19 protein-coding genes are annotated in these 19204 nt (G+C 60.9%); 13 read left to right on the top strand and 6 right to left on the bottom strand.

Going from position 1 to position 19204, the window contains the following annotated elements; all coding sequences use genetic code 11:
• Positions 1 to 25 precede the first annotated feature (25 nt).
• From C5J22_RS13810 to guaA, 7 genes are all read left to right on the top strand, one after another.
• Positions 26 to 1564: a di-heme oxidoredictase family protein gene (locus C5J22_RS13810; protein ID WP_105438676.1), complete on the top strand. Its 1539-nt coding sequence runs from the start codon at positions 26 to 28 to the stop codon at positions 1562 to 1564.
• Positions 1564 to 2667 carry an imelysin family protein gene (locus C5J22_RS13815; RefSeq protein ID WP_105438677.1) on the top strand — a complete coding sequence of 368 codons (1104 nt, stop codon included), beginning with the start codon at positions 1564 to 1566 and terminating at the stop codon, positions 2665 to 2667. The genes C5J22_RS13810 and C5J22_RS13815 overlap by 1 nt, the downstream gene beginning before the upstream one ends.
• A gap of 4 nt (positions 2668 to 2671) precedes the next feature.
• Positions 2672 to 3754 (top strand): DUF1513 domain-containing protein, encoded by a 1083-nt coding sequence (locus C5J22_RS13820; protein WP_105438678.1) that lies wholly within the window; start codon positions 2672 to 2674, stop codon positions 3752 to 3754.
• 37 nt (positions 3755 to 3791) lie between these two features.
• Positions 3792 to 4244, top strand: a complete 453-nt coding sequence (locus tag C5J22_RS13825; protein ID WP_105438679.1) for a TspO/MBR family protein — start codon at positions 3792 to 3794, stop codon at positions 4242 to 4244.
• A gap of 72 nt (positions 4245 to 4316) precedes the next feature.
• On the top strand, positions 4317 to 4766 hold the full coding sequence (locus C5J22_RS13830) for a PaaI family thioesterase (RefSeq protein ID WP_105402451.1): 450 nt from the start codon (positions 4317 to 4319) through the stop codon (positions 4764 to 4766).
• Positions 4763 to 5416 (top strand): 5'-methylthioadenosine/S-adenosylhomocysteine nucleosidase, encoded by a 654-nt coding sequence (locus C5J22_RS13835; protein ID WP_105438680.1) that lies wholly within the window; start codon positions 4763 to 4765, stop codon positions 5414 to 5416. Before C5J22_RS13830 ends, C5J22_RS13835 begins: the two co-directional genes overlap by 4 nt.
• Positions 5417 to 5477: 61 nt before the next feature.
• Entirely contained in the window at positions 5478 to 7055 is a 1578-nt protein-coding gene (gene guaA / locus C5J22_RS13840) for a glutamine-hydrolyzing GMP synthase (RefSeq protein ID WP_105438681.1), read from the top strand.
• 310 nt (positions 7056 to 7365) lie between these two features.
• Here the strand turns inward: guaA and C5J22_RS13845 are convergent, their stop codons facing one another.
• From C5J22_RS13845 to C5J22_RS13855, 3 genes are all read right to left on the bottom strand, one after another.
• Positions 7366 to 8043 (bottom strand): FMN-dependent NADH-azoreductase, encoded by a 678-nt coding sequence (locus C5J22_RS13845; protein WP_105438682.1) that lies wholly within the window; start codon positions 8041 to 8043, stop codon positions 7366 to 7368.
• 3 nt (positions 8044 to 8046) lie between these two features.
• Positions 8047 to 9018 (bottom strand): alpha/beta fold hydrolase, encoded by a 972-nt coding sequence (locus tag C5J22_RS13850; RefSeq protein ID WP_105438683.1) that lies wholly within the window; start codon positions 9016 to 9018, stop codon positions 8047 to 8049.
• Between the two features lie 207 nt (positions 9019 to 9225).
• Entirely contained in the window at positions 9226 to 10014 is a 789-nt protein-coding gene (locus C5J22_RS13855; protein ID WP_105438684.1) for an enoyl-CoA hydratase/isomerase family protein, read from the bottom strand.
• A 135-nt stretch (positions 10015 to 10149) separates the two neighbouring features.
• Here C5J22_RS13855 and C5J22_RS13860 point away from each other — a divergent pair, with 135 nt between their 5' ends.
• The 6 genes from C5J22_RS13860 to C5J22_RS13885 all read left to right on the top strand — a co-directional run bounded on the left by C5J22_RS13860 (position 10150) and on the right by C5J22_RS13885 (position 14968).
• Positions 10150 to 11382, top strand: a complete 1233-nt coding sequence (locus C5J22_RS13860) for a TetR/AcrR family transcriptional regulator (RefSeq protein ID WP_105438685.1) — start codon at positions 10150 to 10152, stop codon at positions 11380 to 11382.
• A gap of 528 nt (positions 11383 to 11910) precedes the next feature.
• Positions 11911 to 12720, top strand: a complete 810-nt coding sequence (locus tag C5J22_RS13865; protein ID WP_105438686.1) for a PHB depolymerase family esterase — start codon at positions 11911 to 11913, stop codon at positions 12718 to 12720.
• Between the two features lie 133 nt (positions 12721 to 12853).
• Positions 12854 to 13408, top strand: a complete 555-nt coding sequence (locus tag C5J22_RS13870; protein WP_105438875.1) for a hypothetical protein — start codon at positions 12854 to 12856, stop codon at positions 13406 to 13408.
• A 62-nt stretch (positions 13409 to 13470) separates the two neighbouring features.
• Positions 13471 to 13890: a DoxX family protein gene (locus C5J22_RS13875; RefSeq protein ID WP_105438687.1), complete on the top strand. Its 420-nt coding sequence runs from the start codon at positions 13471 to 13473 to the stop codon at positions 13888 to 13890.
• Between the two features lie 88 nt (positions 13891 to 13978).
• A complete protein-coding gene (locus tag C5J22_RS13880) occupies positions 13979 to 14326 on the top strand; it encodes a hypothetical protein (RefSeq protein ID WP_205837179.1) in 348 nt (115 codons plus the stop codon).
• 183 nt (positions 14327 to 14509) lie between these two features.
• Positions 14510 to 14968, top strand: a complete 459-nt coding sequence (locus tag C5J22_RS13885; RefSeq protein ID WP_172746617.1) for a YHS domain-containing (seleno)protein — start codon at positions 14510 to 14512, stop codon at positions 14966 to 14968.
• A gap of 158 nt (positions 14969 to 15126) precedes the next feature.
• On the opposite strand, the gene C5J22_RS13890 is transcribed toward C5J22_RS13885, so the two are convergent.
• From C5J22_RS13890 to C5J22_RS13900, 3 genes are read right to left on the bottom strand one after another with little or no spacing between them, the layout of a single operon-like run.
• Positions 15127 to 16338 (bottom strand): CaiB/BaiF CoA-transferase family protein, encoded by a 1212-nt coding sequence (locus tag C5J22_RS13890; RefSeq protein WP_105438688.1) that lies wholly within the window; start codon positions 16336 to 16338, stop codon positions 15127 to 15129.
• A gap of 9 nt (positions 16339 to 16347) precedes the next feature.
• A complete protein-coding gene (locus C5J22_RS13895) occupies positions 16348 to 17556 on the bottom strand; it encodes an OpgC family protein (protein WP_256386131.1) in 1209 nt (402 codons plus the stop codon).
• Complete coding sequence (locus tag C5J22_RS13900) at positions 17477 to 19108, bottom strand: thiamine pyrophosphate-binding protein (RefSeq protein ID WP_105438690.1); 1632 nt, start codon at positions 19106 to 19108, stop codon at positions 17477 to 17479. The genes C5J22_RS13895 and C5J22_RS13900 overlap by 80 nt, the downstream gene beginning before the upstream one ends.
• Between the last annotated feature and the right edge of the window lie 96 nt (positions 19109 to 19204).

Below are 19204 nucleotides of genomic sequence, written 5' to 3' on the forward strand. Positions count from 1 at the left end.
CTTCAGCCTGCGGCCCGGTAGCCCTATGAGAACGCCCAAGCCTTTCGTCTTCCTGCTGCCGATCCTTTCGGGCGCTCTCTTTCTCATGCCGTTGATCGCGATCGGCGGCGATGCGCTTTTCCCGACCATCCGCACGGATCTCAATCCGAAGGACCAGAAACGCGTCGAGAGCGTCACGCGCCCGACGGCGGATTTCTCCAAGCCCGAGCAGTTCGAGACCATGTCGGGCGGGGCCACGACCAGCCGCGCCGATGTCAATGGCGATGCCTTCTCGCATTTCTCCGCCAACATCACCTTCGAGGAAGAAGGGACGTTCAAGCTCGGCAATGCGCTGTTTACAAAACTCTGGGTCTCGGCGCCGTCCTCGACGCAGGCATCCGACGGGCTGGGGCCGCTGTTCAACGCCCGCGCCTGCCAGAGTTGCCACCTGAAGGATGGCCGCGGCCACCCGCCGGAAGGCGGTGCCGACGCGACCTCGATGTTCTTCCGACTCGCCCGCCCGGCGCGCACCGACGATGAGCGCGAAGCTGTTGCCGACTACAGGAAGCTCAATTTCCCCGACGCGGTCTATGGCGAGCAGTTGCAGGACCTCGCCGTGTCCGGCCTCGCCTCCGAAGGCCGGATGCAGGTTTCCTACGAGGAAATCCCGGTCAAGCTTGGCGACGGCGAAGTGGTCAACCTGCGCAAGCCGACCTATTCGGTCACGGACCTCGGCTACGGTGCGATGGAAGGCGACGTGACGCTTTCGCCACGGATCGCGCCGCCGATGATCGGCATGGGGCTGATCCAGGCGATCCACGATGCCGATATTCTCGGCCGGGCCGACCCGGACGACAAGGACGGCGACGGGATCTCCGGCAAGCCGGCCATGGTGCGCGACCACAAGACCGGCGAGCTGAAACTCGGCCGATTCGGCTTCAAGGCGCAGAATGCCTCGGTCCGCGACCAGAGCTCGTCCGCCTTTGCCGGCGACCTCGGCATCTCCACTCCCGACAATCCGTTCGACCACGGCGACTGCACGAAGGCGGAGGCTGCGTGCCTCGCCATGCCGACCGGCGTGCAGCAGCGGCTCGGGCCGGTCGAAGCTCCGGATCCTGTCCTGCCGCTCGTCACCTTCTATTCCGAAAACCTTGCGGTACCGGTCCGCCGCGATATCGGCGACAAGACGGTTCTGAAGGGCAAGGAGCTGTTCTACCGGGCCGGCTGCACCGCCTGCCACACGCCGAAGTTCGTGACCAGCCGCGATGCCGGCAACAAGGCGCAGGCTTTCCAGCTGATCTGGCCCTATTCGGATTTCCTGCTGCACGACATGGGCGAAGGCCTTGCCGACGGCCAGCCGGTGGGCGTTGGCACTGGCAGCGAGTGGCGCACGCAACCGCTCTGGGGCATCGGCCTGACCGAGACCGTCAACGCCCACACGTTCTTCCTGCATGACGGTCGGGCGCGAAACCTGACCGAAGCCGTTCTCTGGCATGGCGGCGAGGCGCAGAAGGCCCGCGATGCCTTCGCCGCGCTCGGAAGACAAGACCGTGCCGCCCTCCTCAAATTCCTGGAGTCGCTCTGATGCGCAAGATCCTTTTTGCCGGACTCGTCTCGCTGCTTCCCGCCACTACCTTCGCGCAGGAAGGTGAACCTGCTCCCTCGGTGAATCTGCCGATGGCTGACGTCACCAGGGTGATGACGGCGGCGGTGGACGGGTTCATCCGACCCGGTTACGACGCGTTCCACGAATCGGCGGGCAAGATGACGACGGCGATGAAGGCGCTCTGCGAAGCGCCCTCCAAGACGAACTACGATGCCGCCAAAAGCGCCTTCCGCGACGCGGTGGTCAGCTGGGCGCATATCGAGGTGGTACGTGTCGGTCCCGTCATCGAGCAGAACCGCTTCGAGCGCATCCTCTTTTATCCCGACCGCAAGAGCACCGGGTTGAAGCAGGTCCAATCGGTCCTCTCCAAGGTCGACGAGACCGCCACCGATCCCGCCACGCTCGGCACCAAGAGTGTCGCCATGCAGGGTTTCGGGGCGCTGGAATACGTGCTTGCCGGCACGGGCTCCGACGAGCTTCTGAACGCGAAGGACAGTTACCGCTGCCGCTATGGCGCGGCCGTCGCCGGCAATATCACCAACGTCGCCAAGGAGCTTTCCGATATCTGGGACGCGCCCGACGGTATCCGGAAGACGTGGGAACAGCCGGGGCCTGACAACCTCAATTTCCGCACCGGCGGCGAGGCGATCACGGCGCTGCTCGGCATTCTCGTGCATGGTGCTGAAGCGGTGCGCGACCAGCGGATCGAGACCTTCTACAAGGGTGCCGACAAGGCGAAGTTCCCGAAACAGGCACTGTTCTGGCGCTCGGAGAACACCTGGACGGCCATCAAGGGCAATCTCGAAGGCCTTTCGGCCCTGCTCGAAAAATCCGGGATGGTGGAACTGCTGAAGGAAAAGGACCGGCCGATCGTCGCCGCCCCCCAGGCGAAGCTGAAATCGATGATCGAGCTTTCGGCGAAGATCACGCCGGATCTCGAAAAGGCGGTCGAGGATGCCGTCGAGCGCAAGAAGCTCGATACGCTGCTCGCGGACGGAAAGGACGTGATCACCAAGCTGAACGACGGTTATGGCGGCGCGATCGGGCTCAGCTCCGGCTTCTCGTTTGCCGACGGCGACTAAGACCATGTGGCGCGGCGAAGCAATCGACCGGCGCGGTTTCCTGAAGGCGGCGGGGATCACCTTTACCGCCGCGCTAGCGCCCCGCTCGCTGATGGCTCTCGAACGTGCGGATGCGGTCTATGCCTCGGGTTTTCGCGCGCCGGACGGCTCGTTCGGCGTCGCCACCGTTTCGGAACGCGGCGAGATCATCGACCGCGTCGCCCTTCCAGCCCGCGCCCACGGCATGGCCTATAGCACCGCCACCGGCCGCACCGTCGCCTTCGCCCGCCGTCCCGGCACGTTCGCCATGGTGTTCGATCCGTCGCGGCAGACCGAACCGGTGATGATTACCTCCCCGGAAGGCCGGCATTTCTACGGGCATGGCCATTTTTCACCAGACGGAACCCGGCTCTATGCCAGCGAGAACGATTTCGACGGCAATCGCGGCATGATCGGCGTCTACGACGCGCGAGACAAATTCCGCCGCATCGCCGAGTTCGACGCCCACGGCATCGGCACCCATGACATGACCGTCTCCGACGACGGCAAGCTGTTGGTCATCGCCAATGGCGGTATCGAGACTCATCCGGATTTCGGCCGCACCAAGCTCAATGTCGATCGCATGGAACCGTCGCTGGTTCTGCTCGATGCGAAGACCGGCCACCTCATCCAGCGGCACCGCCTGCCCGCTTCGCTGAAACAGCTCTCCACGCGCCATCTCGACATCACTGACAACGGCCGGATCTGGTTTGCCTGCCAATGGGAAGGTGCGCGCAACGCCCTGCCGCCGCTCGCCGGCTGGTTTGCCAAGGGCGAGGACCTGTCCTTCGTCTCGCTGCCGGAGGAAACAACCGTCCGCCTTGGCAACTACGTCGGTGCCATCGCCGTCAACCGTCGTGACAACGTCGTTGGCCTTACCTCCCCGGTCGGCGGGGCCGCAGTCACGCTCGACGCGAAAACCGGGGCCGTGGTGAAGGAAGAGGCCATCCGCGAGGCCGCCGGTGTCGCGCCGGCCGCGCATGGCATTGCCGTTTCGTCCTATGATGGACGGTTCAACGAGACACGTAGCCAAGTCGCCTGGGATCAGCATATCGTCCGGCTGGGCTGACCTTTCCCCGCTGCGGAAGCGCCCTAGTTGGGGCCGCATGAACAAAACCGTCGTTATGATCCTCTTCATCGTCGCCTGCGTCGCACTCGGCGCCTTGAGCGGCGCAAGCAACCAGCCCGGCGAGTGGTATCAATCGCTCAACAAACCCTTCTTCAATCCGCCAAGCTGGATTTTTGCGCCGGTCTGGACGATCCTTTACGTCCTGATCGGCGTCGCACTTTCCGAGACATGGTATGATGAGAACAACAGCCGCCGCCTCGTTCTCTTTGCCGTCCAGGCCGCGCTCAACCTTCTGTGGTCGCCGGCCTTCTTCGGCTTGCAAAGCCCTCTTCTCGGTCTCGTCGTCATCGTGCCGCTGCTGGTCTCGATCCTGCTGTTCATCGTCGCCAGCTGGCGAGAAAACCGAAGGGCTGCATGGCTTTTCGTGCCCTATGCGCTCTGGGTCGCGTTCGCGACGCTCCTCAACCTGTCGATCGTTCTCATGAATTAAGCACGCTCCATCGTACGGCTTGCCGAACATCGCCCGCCATGCCAATTTCGCATCTGCGAAAGGGGCGGGAACATGGACGGGAGAGACACGGGCGATTTCCGCGAACGGGTGCGCCAGAGTTTTGGTCGACAGGGCGCGATGGCGATGCTGGGCGCCGAGCTCACACGCGTCGAACAGGCGATAGTCGAGATCGAGCTGCCTTTCGACATCAAGCTTACCCAGCAGCACGGTTTCCTGCATGCCGGCGTGATTTCCGCGGCGCTTGATGCCGCCTGCGGTTATGCCGCCTATACCGTCATCGAACCGGAAGCCTCGATCCTCACCATCGAGTTCAAGGTAAACCTGATGTCACCCGGCCGCGGCGATCGCTTTCTGTTCCGCGGCGAGATCACCAAGCCGGGCTCGACGATAATAGTCGCCGATGGCCGTGCTTACGCGATCGGCGATGGCCCCGCCAAACTCATCGCTTCCATGACCGGCACCATGATGGTGATACGAGGCCGAGAGGACGTAACCGGATGACTTCTTCTCTTCCTCTCGGCGAGCCGAGCCTCGCCGGCGGCAAATCCATTCTCTTCGTGATGGCCGTCGACGCCGAATATGGCCCGGCGCTGAAATCCCGCATCAAGCCGCTGATGACCGGCGTCGGCCCGGTCGAGGCAGCCGTCCTGCTGTCCCATGCGCTGACACGCCTGGAGGCGACGGACGACCTGCCCGATCTCGTCGTTTCGCTCGGCTCGGCCGGTTCCCGCAATCTTGAGCAGACCGAAATCTACCAGGCCTCATCGGTCGCCTATCGCGACATGGACGCCTCGCCGCTCGGGTTCGAGAAAGGCCGCACGCCCTTCCTCGACCATCCGGCGATCATGCCGCTTCCCTTGCGCATTCCCGGCGTCAGGGAAGCCTCGCTATCGACCGGCGGCAACATCGTCTCCGGTGCCGCCTATGATCTCGTCGGCGCCGACATGGTCGATATGGAGACATTCGCGGTGCTGCGCTGCTGCCAGCTTTTCGGCCTGCCGCTGATCGGCCTGCGCGGCATTTCCGACGGCAAGGAAGAACTGAAGCATGTCGGCGACTGGACCGAATACCTGCATGTGATCGACAAAAAGCTGGCGGATGCGGTCGACAGCCTGTTCGAGGGGTTGGAAGATGGCGCCATCGTCCTCTGATGGCGCGATTTTCGCCTCGTTCCCCGTTGCCAGAAAGGCGAAGTTTCTTTAAAGGCTCGCCATGACCCAGATAGCTCATCCCGACAGCATCCTCATCATCGATTTCGGCAGCCAGGTGACGCAGCTCATCGCGCGTCGCATCCGCGAAGCGGGCGTCTACTGCGAAATCCATCCCTTCCAGAACGCAGGCTCTGCGTTCGAGAGGCTCCAGCCCAAGGGCGTGATTTTCTCCGGCGGCCCGGCATCGGTCACCACCGAAGGCAGCCCCCGCGCACCGCAGGCGGTGTTCGACAGCGGGGTTCCGATCCTCGGCATCTGTTACGGCCAGCAGACGCTCGCAACCCAGCTCGGCGGTGTCGTCGAGGGCGGGCATGCAGCGGAATTCGGCCGCGCCGACGTGGAGATCAAGGCGAAGAGCCCCCTGTTCGAAGGTTTCTGGGAAGTCGGCGGCCGCTATCCCGTCTGGATGAGCCATGGCGACCGCGTCACGCAGCTCCCGGACGGTTTCGAGGTCATCGCGACTTCGGAGAATGCGCCTTTCGCGATCGCGGCCAACGAAAGCCGGCACTACTACACCACCATGTTCCACCCGGAAGTGGTGCATACGCCCGACGGCGCCAAGTTGCTCTCCAATTTCGTGCACAAGATCGTCGGGCTGAAGTCCGATTGGACGATGTCGGCCTATCGCGCCGAGATGATCCGCAAAATCCGCGAACAGGTCGGCAAGGAACGGGTCATCTGCGGCCTCTCCGGCGGCGTCGATTCCTCGGTCGCGGCGGTCCTGATCCACGAAGCGGTCGGCGACCAGTTGACCTGCATCTATGTCGATCACGGACTGATGCGCCAAGGTGAGACCGAGCAGGTCGTCGGCATGTTCCGCGACAACTACAATATCCCGCTCGTCCATGTGGATGCGTCCGACCTGTTCCTGACCCAGCTTGCCGGCGTTTCCGATCCGGAAGTGAAGCGCAAGACGATCGGCCGCCTGTTCATCGAAGTCTTTGAGGCGGAAGCCGCAAAGATCGCTTCCGATGGCAAGGGTTCTCCGGCCTTCCTGGCCCAGGGCACGCTCTATCCGGACGTGATCGAAAGCGTCTCCTTCTCGGGCGGACCTTCGGTAACGATCAAGAGCCACCACAATGTCGGCGGCCTTCCCGAACGCATGAACATGAAGCTGGTCGAGCCGCTGCGTGAACTGTTCAAGGACGAAGTGCGTGCACTCGGCCGCGAACTCGGCCTGCCGGAGAGCTTCATCGGCCGCCATCCCTTCCCCGGTCCGGGCCTCGCGATCCGCTGCCCAGGCGGCGTCACCCGCGAAAAGCTCGATATCCTGCGCAAGGCCGATGCGATCTATCTCGACGAAATCCGCAAGGCCGGCCTCTACGACACGATCTGGCAGGCGTTCGCCGTGCTTCTGCCGGTGCAGACGGTCGGCGTCATGGGTGACTATCGCACCTACGACTTCGTCTGCGCGTTACGCGCCGTCACCTCGGTCGACGGCATGACCGCGGACTTCTATCCCTACGACATGAACTTCCTCGGCCGCACGGCCACCCGCATCATCAACGAAGTCCGCGGCATCAACCGCGTCGTCTATGACGTGACCAGCAAGCCGCCCGGCACGATCGAGTGGGAGTGAAGGATACAAACGGGCAATAGCGTAGTTTCGGCGGTGGTTTTCGCTGTCGCGTAATTGTCCTTCGTTCGTATTTCACTGCCATTGAGCTGGCGTTCTCCATTCTGCTTCGCACGTCCGATCTGCGCGTACTTCCAGGATGACGTAAAGTGGGTCTAGAGGGCCGGAGTGCAGTTTGGCGTGCACAAGCTTGCGCCCTCAACTCGGCCGTTGGGCGCTTTGGTTGATAATCCCGAAACTTGCCGTTCATTCATCTTGGTCAGCGCTGCGTCTGGAAGCTCTGACTTGAGGACCTACCTGCAGTTCGCAGCGATCACCGCCCCGGCTCAGCCACCAGCGATTTTGTAATGCGCGCCGCCAGCTGTTCTCCCGCTTGCTTGGCGGCGGCGTGCGCCTGCTTAAGATTAGACGCCGCGAGGTCCCGCAAAGAGGCCATAGTGGAATTAACATCAGCGAGGGTCAGCTCGACATCGATGAGTTGGAGGTCCAATCCCCAGTTGTCTTCAAAGATGCGCCTAAGCCAGGGCGTCGCGTGGTCCCAGCCTTCCTTCGGCATGCCAGGGCCGTATGCGCCTCCACGCGCTGAGATCAGATAGGCGGGACGCTTCGAGATCGGCGACGCCACTTTAACGGTGAAACGCGGTTCGGTGACCAGAAGGTCAATCCACGCCTTTGCGTGTTGCGAAACCGCGTAATTGTAGAGCGGAACCGAAAAAATGAAGGCATCTGCGGCCAGCATCTCATCGGCCAATTTGGTTGCCAGCGCTGCCGCCTCCACCTCCTCCGTCGTGCGTTCGCTGAGCGCCTTTGGACCAGCCTGCACGGCACGGGCCCAAGCTGTTGCAGGCAGGGGTGAAAGGCCAACGTCCCGCCTCACGACATCCAGCTCTGCCAGTTGCGTTCGCATAGAGTCCTCAAGCGTTGAAGCTAGAGCGCGGCTTTGAGAGCCGACGGCACGAATGCTTGCATCCAAACGAAAAATCGTCGTCACGGCTCAAGCCTTCCTCTTTTTGAGAAAGGCGACCAGCGCCTCATTCACTGCCTCAGACGCCTCGAGCTGTGGCCAGTGCCCGACGCCCTCAAGCGGTAGGAACCCCTGGAGGTTTGGCACGGCCGGCTTGAGATCCTCCTCGTTCAGAGCTCGCATCTTAACCATGCTGTCTGCTGTGCCATACGCAAAGAAGGCTGGCTGTTGGATCTTCGCCCCGGCAAATGCTTTTGCTTGGTCGAAATAGGGCTGCATGCCGCGATAGATATTCAGTGGACCGTGGAAGCCATCACGCTGGAAGCCTGCGATCATCGTCTCGGCGTCCTCGCGGTCAGCGAAGGGCGGGATGCCGATCGGGGATGGCCGGTGCATATCTTTGCTTGGATCCATCGGACCCCACGCTTCGGAAGCATCGGGCAACCCCGACATCCAATAGAGAGCGCCCGGGAAAGTCGTGGCCGCATCCGCCCACTCCTGGTCGGCCTCCGGCTTCATGTGGCGGAACATATAAAAGGCTCCCTCCTTGCCGGCGGCCTTCAGCATTTCGAGCATGCTGGGCCCCGCACCCGGTAGCACCGGAGGGACACTGAGGCCGAAGACCGCGTCAAACAGATCCGGACGCATCACCGCCGCGTTCCAGCTCACCGTCGCACCGAAGTCGTGGCCGACCAGGGTCGCGCGCTCGATCCCGAGTTTCGCGAGGATGCCGACAAGGTCTCCGACATGGTAGAGAACTGTGTAAAGCGCGGCGTCTTCAGGCTTGGAGCTATCGCCATAGCCACGCGTATCGAACGATATCGCCCGGTAGCCCGCGGCCGCGACTGCCGCCATCTGCCGGCGCCAGCCCCGCCATCCGTCAGGAAAGCCGTGGACGAACAGCACAGCCGGGCCCTCCCCTTGCTCGACAACGTTCAGCTTGACGCCATTGGTTTCTACAAAGGTCTGCTTCAGCGATTTATTCCGATCCACGAAAGTCATCTTTCATGCTCCATTTGAATTGTGAAATTGACGCACGCGATGCGGCGACCGCTGAGATCGATCTTTGAGGTACACAGTCCGATAATAGTTCGCGTGCGGTCGAGATGGTGTCCGGCTTTACTTGGGACTCTCAGTCATCCGTCTCCGATTCAGGTCGCAGACTAGCCGCTGCCTGACTCTGAGAATTGATGTCAGCACCGGATCGAGTTACTTCCCGTGGAACTGGATCTTCGGGATCGGCTCATGTTTGCGGACAGCCGCGACCGCAATGGCCATTCCCTCTGCGCCATCCTTGGTGTCGAGGATGCCAGCGCCGAGCTGGGTGGAGATGATGTCGGCAGCCGAGACACCTCCGCTAGCCCAGGTGCGGATGAGCGTACGCGCCTTGCCGTAAGAGAGGGTCGGCCCTGTCGCGAGATGCCGCACGAGTTCGTCGGAGACCTCCTCCAACTTGCCGTCAGGCGCTGAATGGGTTGCGATACCCAGATCGACCGCGACCTTTCCGAAAATTGGCTCCGAAAGCAGGACGAAGCGAGTAGCGAGTGTTTTGCCGACGCGATCGGCGAGCCGCTGCACCCCGCCTGCCATTGGAATGCCGCCGACCGACACTTCCGGGAGGACGAGCATCGCCGACTCTGCGACGACCAGGAAATCGAACGCCAGGAGCAGTTCGAAACCGCCGCCCAAGGCCATCCCTGCTACCGAAGCAACCGTGGGGACGGGCAGTTCCTCGATGAGACGGATCGAAGCCAGGATGTCGGCCGCAAACGCTTCGAGAAATTTCGAGCCCTTGTCACCGATGGCGCCCAGATCGTCTGCCACGGCGATGTTGCCGGACGCGGACGTCAAGTGAAGGACGCGGATGTCGCTTGCATATGCCTGGCGAACGGCGGCCCGCAGCGACGAGGGAAAGTCGGACCCTGGCTCGCTGTCTGCATCACCGAGCAAGATCAGTTTGCCCACCGCACCGTGTTGCTCGAAGCGGAACGAACTCATGTTTACCTCCTAGTTTGCTGACTATCTAGCCAGGCAGGCCTAACACCTGCTACAAAATGGCCCGTGTCTCACGTCGCGATTGGCGGATGACCAAAGCCTGTTATGTTATGTACGTTACAGAATGGAGTACTGTCAATGGCCCGCCCCCGCGCGTTCGAAGAAAGCGAAGTGCTAGATCGCGCGGCGGACGTCTTCGGTCGCCGGGGCTACGACGGCTCAACCATGGCGGAACTGACGGCCGCAATGGGCTTGAACTCTCCCAGCATCTACGCGGCTTTCGGAAGCAAGCGCGGGCTTTTCGACGCTGTTCTCGGCCGCTGTAGTGCGCGCGAGGACGAGCACTGGGAGTGGGCGCTCACAGGCCCCACGGCCGAAGAAGTTGTCAAGCGCTTGCTGACAACCTCGCCAGCGCAGGAGTCCAGCCGCATACTCGTTCATGCGGGCTTGGCAATGGGCAGTGAGAATGCCGACATTCCCGCTGCCCTGCTTCATCGCCGCCAATTGGCAGAACTGAAACTGCGAGACCGGTTCGAAGAAGCGAAACGGAGTGGCGAACTCCCTGTGGACGCTGATGCCTCGGGGCTGGCGAGCTATGTGACGTCAGTTCTCGGCGGTCTCGCCATGAAAGCCGCCAGCGGCGCGCCGCACGACGACTTGCGAGAGGGTGCCGAACAGGCGATGGCGGCCTGGCGGGCGATCGGCGACGTTGCGGCCGCCGCGAGCGCTTCAACGAGGGGGGCGGCACCGGCAGGCGAGTTAGGCCGCGACCCGCGAAGGTTCAGCGCCGACACAGCGCTCGATGCTGCCATGAAGGTCTTTTGGACCAAGGGTTTCGCGGGCGCATCGTTGAATGATCTCACTGAGGCGATGGGAATCACTCGACCCAGTCTCTACGCCGCATTCGGCAACAAAGAAGCCTTGTTTTTCAAGGCCCTCGATCTCTATCAGTCACTTCGTAAAGACTACCTAACTGAAGCGCTCCAGGCTCCGACGGCGCGAGGCGTTTTCGAAGCGCTGCTCAGGGGAGCGCTACGCGATCAACAGGCAGAGGGGCAACCGCGCGGCTGCCTCATGGTTCTTAACGCAATGCAAGGCGGTGATGAGGCGCAGCCCATTCGCAACGAAGTTCTCAGGCGCCAGGCCATCGGGCGCGACTTGCTCGCGGCCCGGTTCGAGCGGGCCAAGCGCGACGGCGACCTGTTGCCGACCGTCAATGTCGAAGGTCTCGTGCGCTTTGTCCAATCCCTGATGCACGGCATCCTCATGCAGGGAGGGGCCGGCGCAAGCCAACGGGAGCTTGAGGCGTTGGTTGAGAGCAGCTTGGCTATGTGGACCGCATCCGCCGAACTACCGGTCAGTAAAGATTAGTCGAAGCTAATCTGTCAAAATCTTTACCGATCGGTAGGATGCCCTTCGCTGTCTGGGGCCCGCCGGAGTGGCAGTAGCCGTCGCGGACGCCACAATTCCCGAAGACGACCGCTCGCTGCGCTCACGATTTCCGTGAACCAAGCACGCGCGCGGCGATTAGTTCAACGACAACGTAACCGTCCTATGTATACGCCATAGCCCGCCAATTCCCGATTGGTCGTCGTGAGGGCTTCCACCTTGGCTGTAGTGCAGCAGAAGACGACCGACCGGTCCAATTCGAATTGACCTCCGATGTGCGCTCCAAACGTGAGAGATGACTTGCTCCCAGTGGTGTTATGAATCTGCCGCGGAGGACGTGGTGTCGCCACAGCAACCGGGAAACGATGGTAATCGTCGAAGGAAAATTCACTGCATGGCTCGAAGAAAGCTGGCAGACGTATGGGCCAGGTGAAATCATAGCCTTGCAAACTGCTCGCCACTCATCAGGACTCTGACAGACTTATCATTATAAGCACCGGTGATATCTTCATGCGCACATGCCTGCTCGCTGCTCTCCTCCTCATCGCCGTCATGCCTCTTACTGTTTCTTCCGCAATGCCTTGCGAAGCGCAGACTGCTTGTCCGGTCAAGGAGGGAAACTATCGGATCGCGTTGCCGCAAGATGGCGACATTCGCGGCGTCTTTGTCTATTTCCATGGTTTCAAAAGCTCCGCCGGGTTGCAGATGCAGCAACGTTCCCTGGTCGAAATGACGCTCGCGCATCATCTGGCCTATGTAGCCGTCGATGGCATCGACGGAAGTTGGGCGTTTCCTCACGCCCCCCGCCAGGGTCGCGATGAGAAAGCGTTCATCGCGAATGTCTTTGATGACCTGCGGCAACGCTACGGTTTTACCCCGGACAAGACGGTGATCGGGGGTTTTTCCATCGGCGCATCGATGGCTTGGTACACCGCCTGCCAGCAAGGGGAGAAAACCGCGGCGATGGTGACTTTCTCCGGCGTGTTCTGGAATCCTCTTCCAAAACCGGATGACTGCGTCGCCGATCTTCCTCCAGTGGTACATTTTCATGGGACCGCTGATCAGACATTTCCGCTCGCCGGTCGGGCGATTGGCACCAAATTCCATCAGGGCGATGCGCTCAAAAGCTTGGCCGTTCTGCGTGAGCGCGCCAAATGCGACATGAAGGCTGCGAAGAAAGTCACGCTGGATAACATCGAGTGCGACGATGTCCCGGACTGCATTCGGGGCGACAATGTCATGTGCATCCATAACGGTGGCCATGAGGCACGGGCAGATATGCTTGATGCTGGCCTGACAGCGGTGGGCTTTCCCAAATGAACACCGGGCTGCAAAAAAACGAAGATCCTTTGTAACAACTGCCTGCATTCCCACGAATTAGCAGGCAGCAAGGTCGCAAACCTGATCCGACGCGATGCTGACGGATCGTTCGAGGATGACAAAGGAACCCCTCATGCTGCAGTCAATTACATGTCCAAATATCGGCCATGCCATCGTTCATCATTTCGGAGAAGGTGCGGCTATCTGGGGGCAGGCTATCACTCCGAGCATTGCTCATCTGGTTCAGACGCAGCGGGCGTTAGCGATCGATTTTTCCCGGATACGCCACGGTATCGTGTTCGAGACCGTCTCGAGTGTTGCGATGCTTCCCCATGTCATCGATGGATCCACGTTTCGCATACACGTCGAAAGCACGGCGTTTCGCCGTACCATTGTCCGACACGAAGCGGCGGTGGAGGCCTTCGTTCGCTGCGATACAGGCGCCGGTTGCACTCTCCATATTTGGGGCCGTGTCGCGACGGAAAGCCCATCGCAGCAGTCAGATCAACTGGCAGCTATCGACGATAAAACTGCCGCCACCGTACCTGTGATTTTCACCGTGGCATTCTGGGAGATATCGCGTGCGCCGAACGCCCGCATGGAGCAGATGATCAGGCAAGTGTCCGAGAAGGACCGCAAAATCCGGGAGCTGGAATTGAAGGTTGCGCTCTCGATGTGTTCGCAATGAACTCATGTTCAGACAGACGCATGCGCAGCCGTAGAATTGATTGTTCCATACCAGGAGTTACCATGCAGAATTCAGACAGCCCGGCGATAAAGAATGAAGCGGCGCCGCGCTGGCGTCAAATCGGACTGTGGAGCGTCAAGCTTCTCCTTGCCGCGGCCTTCATCGCCGCCGGCAGTGCCAACCTCTACGGCCTGCCGATATTGGTTCAGAACTTCGAGCAGATCGGGCTCGGGCAATGGTTTCGGTATTTCACCGGAACACTCGAGCTGATCGGCGCGGTCGCGCTATTCGTCCCGGCTGTGGCCTCGCTCGGTGCGCTTCTGCTCGCCGCGATCATGGTCGGCGCCACCTTGACCCATCTCTTCGTGCTGCCGGGCTCGCCCATCCCCGCGATCGTGCTCTTCGCGCTGAGCGTGATGGTAGCCTGGGCGCATCGCGACCAGAACGCGGCGCTGGCCAGCAAGATTCTCGACCGCGACTGAGGACACGAAAGTCGTCAACGCCCTCACGGGCGGCAAAGCATGCGTTGCGACGTGGCGTAAGCTGCCTGGGGGTGGGCCATTTCTGGTTATGGCGGAAGCGCTTCGTGCCGTTTACCCGAATATGGCACCGCCGGCGGTGCCCGAAGGGTTCACAACGCTTGCGGACCTGGACCGACTGGGCGCGGAGCTCAAGGGAGCAGGCCTTTCTGCGCTCGAGATCAAAGAGATCGAGGTCGTCTGGGAAGAGCCTGCTGGCCAGTCCTATCTTGACGACGTTCGGGAATTGCACGGCTACATGGGTGCTTATGCCACGCTCGATGACAATGAACATCGCCGGGTGGATGAGGCGGTCGTAACGGTGGTCGACCGGATTGCGAAGGACAACCGGGTTGTGCTGCGCTCGACTGCGGTTCTGGCCGTGGGAACGAGACAGTAATCACTCATTCGAGTTTGTCGCAAAGGTTGCGCAGACTGCCTCAGACCCTGGCGCGTAAGGACTTGGCCTGTTGGTAATCGGTCGTTCCCTCTCCACACAAAGGTGTGAACAGCCTGAATGTAACGTCTACGCATCCCGTGACGAACAAGGCAGGTCGGGTTCGTTCAACAGGAGGATAACATCATGATGATCTCATTTGGCCCCATACTGCCGCTTGCAGCGGCTTTCACACTTTCCTTCGTCTCTGTCGGCTATTCCGCGGAGATTTTTACGACGAATGGTGTGGCCATCAACGGCTATGATCCCGTCGCCTATTTCACAGACCATAAGCCGGTGAAAGGGTCGGATAAATATAAGGCAACCTACCAAGAGGCGACATTCCACTTTGCATCCGCCGCACATCGCGATGCATTCACCGCCAACCCCGGGTATTTTGCTCCGCAGTATGGCGGCTATTGCGCTTTTGGGACGGCGCAGGGCTACAAGGCGTCGACCGAACCCCAAGCCTTTACCGTGGTCGATAACAAGCTCTACCTCAACTACAACGACAGCGTCCTCAAGACGTGGAGAGGGGATGTCAGCGGGTATATCAAAAAGGCCGACGCAAACTGGGGCAAGGTCAGGGTGCAACCTGATCCGTAAGTCCCGATGCCGACTTGAATTACCTATCCGACCCTTTGCGGATAGGGACCTTTTCAGGTTGATGACAGCGACGCCCGCCGGCGCTTGCCCTCAACTTTGTCGGCACGTCGCTCTTCGTCATCGGCAAGACAATTTGCGCGACACGATCAAGCGACAGTTTAAGTTCGGCGAGCAGCTTCGAGCATCGTGAGTTCGCGAAGGATAGCGTCCTTATCCTGATCGACATGCGGCGGCGCCCGATCGAAACGAACCGGGGTTGCGGACATTTTGAGCGGGTTGCCGAGCAGGCGGACGGTTTGTCCGTCCACGGTTTCCATTGGCATGATCATTTCACGCGCCAGGGTATGCGGATTGGCCACGACCTGATCGATCGTGGCGACCCGGCCTGCAGGGATTTCGGCATGGACAAGGCGCTGCTCCCAGCTTTCGGCGGTGTCGGCTTGTAGAGCCTCGGTCACAAGCCGGTCCAGTGCATCGACATTAACAACGCGATCACGGTTGCGGCGAAACCGCTCGTCGCCCGCCAGACCGGGACAGCCGATCGCCGTACAGAAGCGGGCGAACTGCTGATCGTTTCCGACTGCGATGGCGATTTCGCCAGCAGCCGTTGTAAAGGTCTGGTAGGGAGCGATGTTGGGATGCCGGTTGCCGATCCGCCCTGGCACCTTTCCCGAAACCAGATGGTTCGTCGCGGCATTGATAAGCCAGGCAACTTGGCTGTCATAAAGCGCCAGATCGATATACTGGCCTTCGCCCGTGCGGTCGCGATGGCGCAGAGCGGCGAGGATGCCGACGGTCGCATACATGCCGCACATCACGTCGGCGATGCCAAGGCCGACCTTGAGGGGCCGGCCACCGGCCGTATCGCTTTCGCCGGTGATGCTCATGATGCCGCCCATCGCCTGGACAAGGAAGTCGTAGCCGGTTCTCTCGGCATAGGGTCCGGTCTGGCCGAAACCGGATATCGCACACCAGATGATATCCGGCTTGATCTTGCTAATATCCTCATAGCCGAGTCCGCGGCGGTCGAGATCGCCCGGCTTGTAGTTTTCGATCACCACGTCCGAGACAGCCGCCAGCCGCTCGACAAGCGCAACACCTTCATCGCTGGCGAGATCGATGGCTATCGATCGCTTGTTGCGGTTGGCGGACAGGAAATAGGCGCTGAGATCGCTGTCGCCGCCATCGCCATCCGGCACGAAGGGCGGCCCCCAACTGCGCGTGTCGTCGCCAGTATCAGGGCGCTCGACCTTGATGACATCGGCCCCGAGATCGGCGAGCAGCTGCGTGCAGGTCGGTCCGGCGAGAATCCGCGACAGGTCAAGGATGCGCAGACCTTCGAGGCTGGCGGGTTTTCGATGGTCAGACATTCGGGATTCTCACGATTTCCAGGGGGAACTCTTGAACCAGCGTACGAGATAGGCGGTTCCTATAAGCACGCCGAAGCCAGTCAGGTTTCCAATTGCCTCGGCAGAAGCGGTGCGACCGGCATGATCAAGCGCAATACCGATCGGCTGGGCAATCACAACACCGGTGATGAAGACGGCGAGCGATTGCTGGCCAACTACCGTCAGAACGCGCACTGCAGGGCCGCGCAGCCGGGAGCCTTTCTTGCCGACGAGATGTACGGCGATGTAGCAGAGCGCCATGAAATGAACGAAGCGCAGCAGGCCGAAATCGGTCTTGTCGGTCAGCGGAGCGATCCGCGCAGCGGTCATCTGGAAAAACGGATGCATCTCCTGAAACCGTACCCAGGCAAAAGGAATTGTTGCTATCAAGGTGATGACGGCCAGCCCCATCAGCCGGCGATCGAAACGGGGCGCTGGCAGGGTGCCGCGCATCAGGAAAAACCCGGTGAAGAACAGGAGCTGCCAGCCGAACGGATCGAAGAACCAGGGGCGATCCGACCATGGCTCGGCCGGAAGCTGTGTCAGCTCGAATTGCGTGGCGAGCCACAGGGTGATCATGGCGGCAAACGGCAGGAAGCGGTGGATTTTTGACGCAAGGATCATCGCCGGCATCAATGCTAGAATGACGATATACATCGGCAGAATATCGAAATAGTTCGGCACGTAGGTCAGGGTCAGCAGACCGACCAGCAGCTGGCCCGGGTTCTGCATGAACGGCACGAGGTTCAGGCTTTCGACGTAGGTAACGCCATCGTATCGTGTCCCCGCGACGACCATGATGGCTGTGACGGCAATGAAGACGGTGATGTGAGCCCAGAAGATCTGCCAGATGCGTTGCGCCACGCGCGCTATGAGGGCGACCGGACCGTTGCGGTCGAAAGTCGATCCGAAAGCGACGGCAGAAGCCATCCCTGATTGGAAGACGAACATCTCGGTCGCGTCTGAAAAGCCGAAGCGGGCCGGGATCCAGAGCGCCCAATTATTGTTAGGGATATGAGCGAGCAGGATGATAAGCATGCCGACGCCGCGAAAGAAATCGAGGCGCGGATCCCGCGGACGCTTTGTCCTGTGACCGGCCGGTGGTGCCGCCTGGGCGGGATCAGAAGGCGCCGTTGTAGGCGCTTGCGTCGAACCTGCAGGCGATGAGACTGAAGGCTGGGCGTTTACCGGCTGCCTCAAGCTCGTTACGGAAGTCATCACAATTCTCCACATTGACGCCATAGCCGCCGAACCCTCGTGCGACGGCTGCAAAGTCAGTTTCGCCGAGCGTGACGCCGGCCGATTTCAGACCGGCGGATGCCTGCTTCAGCGCAATCAGCGCCAGGCTGCGATCCTGAAAAAGCACGATGGTGATAGGCAGATTAAGATCGCGTAGCGTGGCTAGCTCGCCGATTCCCATCTCAAGACCTCCGTCGCCCATCACGGCGAAAACCGGACGTGATGGATCGGCGACCTTGGCACCGATCGCAAGCGGCAAGGCCGCGTTCATGGTGCAAAAGCCCGCTGATTGCAGCAATGACATCGCCCGCTGAGCAACCCATTTTTGCGACAGGAGAATGCGATGCGCTCCGCTGTCGACGGTGACGATTGCTTCCTGACCGGCGACGGCATTGAGGGCCTCGATAATTGCGTGCGGTCCCCAACTGCCATTGCTTGCGAATAAACGGGCAAGTTCGTTTTTCACGGCGGCGGGTTCGCCAGCCGTCCAGGTCTTGTGCCCCGCGTGAATATCGGCCAGCGCCTGTAGAAAAGAGCGAGGTGCAGCCTGGATTCTGGTGCCGGCATGATGCATGCCGTGGTCCGGGGCAGTGTCGGAAATCTCTACAAGCTTTGCTGGATCTCCGACGAAATCCAGCCAGCCGAGCCGCATTTCGATTGGGTCATATCCAACTGACAGGACCAGATCCGAATCCCGGACGAGGTTCAGAAGAATTTGATCCGCCAGCGGTGACAATCCGGCGGCGCCAAGCGACAGCGGGTGGTTCTCGGGGATGATGCCCTTGGCCTTATATGTCGTGATGACCGGCGCGCCAATTTTTTCGACCAGATGCTGGAGTGCCGGACCGGCATGATCTCGCACGGCGTCAAGACCAGCGATAAAAAGCGGTCGTTGCGCCCGGCCAATCCTTTCGGAAAGTGTGTGAACGGCCGGATCCGTCATTGTTACCGAGGGCTTCAGAAGCTTCGGAGGCGAAATGACATTCAAGGTTGGCGAGACCGCGGCAGCCGTCGCTGGAGACAGGTCGAGATGGACGGGACCCATCGGCTCCGTCATGGCAAGCGCGAGTGCACGAGCGACCGTGGAAGCAGCGCTCTCGGGCTCGATTTCGAAAGAAGCCTTGACCAGCGGTCGCAGCAACTGCGCATGGTCGATCACCTGATGGGTGTAACGCGCGCGGGTCGGACGGTCGACAATGCCTGATAGGACGATCAAAGGGACGCGCTCCTGGGCAGCGTCGGCGATGCCGTTGACCGCATTGGCAAGGCCCGGGCCTACCGTCGTCACGAGAAGCTCCGGGTTTTGCGTCATCGCGCTTGCGCCTGCCGCCATGATCGCCGCTGCGGTTTCATGGCGTGTAAGGTGAAAGGCGATGCCTGAGGTCTCCAGGCCGTCGATCAGCGTGACCACTTCTCCGCCCGGCATGCCAAAGGCATGACGGACGCCATGGGCATGAAGCGTCCTGGCGACGATGTCGGCAACTCTCGGCGTTACGAAACTTTCCGCGGTCACTATAAATCTCTCGAATCTGATGTGGTGGGCAGTGCTCAGCGCTTACGGGTAACTAAAACCTTGGGCGCTTGGAAAACCTGCCCGGTGGCTCACGGA

It is taken from the genome of Neorhizobium sp. T25_13 (assembly GCF_002968675.1).
GTDB classification, from domain to species: domain Bacteria; phylum Pseudomonadota; class Alphaproteobacteria; order Rhizobiales; family Rhizobiaceae; genus Neorhizobium; species Neorhizobium tomejilense.

Excerpts from the sequence above, each read along its gene's own strand:
- C5J22_RS13810 (WP_105438676.1), top strand. The coding sequence starts at position 26 with ATGAGAACGCCCAAGCCTTTCGTCTTCCTGCTGCCGATCCTTTCGGGC.
- C5J22_RS13815 (WP_105438677.1), top strand. The coding sequence starts at position 1,564 with ATGCGCAAGATCCTTTTTGCCGGACTCGTCTCGCTGCTTCCCGCCACT.
- C5J22_RS13820 (WP_105438678.1), top strand. The coding sequence starts at position 2,672 with ATGTGGCGCGGCGAAGCAATCGACCGGCGCGGTTTCCTGAAGGCGGCG.
- C5J22_RS13825 (WP_105438679.1), top strand. The coding sequence starts at position 3,792 with ATGAACAAAACCGTCGTTATGATCCTCTTCATCGTCGCCTGCGTCGCA.
- C5J22_RS13830 (WP_105402451.1), top strand. The coding sequence starts at position 4,317 with ATGGACGGGAGAGACACGGGCGATTTCCGCGAACGGGTGCGCCAGAGT.
- C5J22_RS13835 (WP_105438680.1), top strand. The coding sequence starts at position 4,763 with ATGACTTCTTCTCTTCCTCTCGGCGAGCCGAGCCTCGCCGGCGGCAAA.
- guaA (WP_105438681.1), top strand. The coding sequence starts at position 5,478 with ATGACCCAGATAGCTCATCCCGACAGCATCCTCATCATCGATTTCGGC.
- C5J22_RS13850 (WP_105438683.1), bottom strand. The coding sequence starts at position 9,018 with ATGACTTTCGTGGATCGGAATAAATCGCTGAAGCAGACCTTTGTAGAA.
- C5J22_RS13855 (WP_105438684.1), bottom strand. The coding sequence starts at position 10,014 with ATGAGTTCGTTCCGCTTCGAGCAACACGGTGCGGTGGGCAAACTGATC.
- C5J22_RS13860 (WP_105438685.1), top strand. The coding sequence starts at position 10,150 with ATGGCCCGCCCCCGCGCGTTCGAAGAAAGCGAAGTGCTAGATCGCGCG.
- C5J22_RS13865 (WP_105438686.1), top strand. The coding sequence starts at position 11,911 with ATGCGCACATGCCTGCTCGCTGCTCTCCTCCTCATCGCCGTCATGCCT.
- C5J22_RS13870 (WP_105438875.1), top strand. The coding sequence starts at position 12,854 with ATGCTGCAGTCAATTACATGTCCAAATATCGGCCATGCCATCGTTCAT.
- C5J22_RS13875 (WP_105438687.1), top strand. The coding sequence starts at position 13,471 with ATGCAGAATTCAGACAGCCCGGCGATAAAGAATGAAGCGGCGCCGCGC.
- C5J22_RS13880 (WP_205837179.1), top strand. The coding sequence starts at position 13,979 with ATGGCGGAAGCGCTTCGTGCCGTTTACCCGAATATGGCACCGCCGGCG.
- C5J22_RS13885 (WP_172746617.1), top strand. The coding sequence starts at position 14,510 with ATGATGATCTCATTTGGCCCCATACTGCCGCTTGCAGCGGCTTTCACA.
- C5J22_RS13890 (WP_105438688.1), bottom strand. The coding sequence starts at position 16,338 with ATGTCTGACCATCGAAAACCCGCCAGCCTCGAAGGTCTGCGCATCCTT.